The organism is Streptomyces sp. PTL18, assembly GCF_059510295.1.
The window spans coordinates 1-522 of the sequence record NZ_JCAJZO010000139.1; the positions used below are offsets into that span (position 1 = coordinate 1).

The following is a 522-nucleotide window of genomic DNA, read 5'->3' on the forward strand; positions in this document are numbered from 1 at the left end:
CGCTGTCCGGGCCATGCCCGACCGCCTCTGGCATCCCGCCCTGGACCAGGACGGGACGCTGCGGGATGGCGCCGCGGTGGCCGAGCTGACCGGCATGGTCGATCTGGACGGCTACCCGGACGGCACCCGCATCATCGTGCGCCGGGAGCGGCCGCACCCCGGAGCCCAGCTCTCCCTGTTCGACCAGGACGAGGGCCTGCGGCATCAGGTGTTCCTCACCGACACACCGTACTCCGGGGGCGGATCCGCCCAGTTCCTGGAGGTCCGTCACCGCGGGCATGCCACGGTCGAGGACCACATCCGGTGCGGCAAGACCACCGGCTTCGGCCGCTTCCCCTCCCGCGACTTCACCGTCAACGCCGTCTGGCTCGAACTCAGCCTCACGGCGATCGATCTGCTGGCCTGGACGCGCGTCCTTCTGCTGGACAGGGAGCTGGCCACTGCCGAGCCGAAGAAGCTCCGCTACCGGCTGCTGCACGTCGCCGCCCGCCTCACCCGCGGCGGCCGCCGCCTGCGCTTGCG

At 72.0% G+C, this 522-nt stretch carries 1 protein-coding gene; it reads left to right on the forward strand.

Annotated elements, in window-relative coordinates; all coding sequences use genetic code 11:
* The coding region (locus AC5WS8_RS39365; RefSeq protein ID WP_496108271.1) for a transposase at nucleotides 1-522 on the forward strand (522 nt) is incomplete at both ends.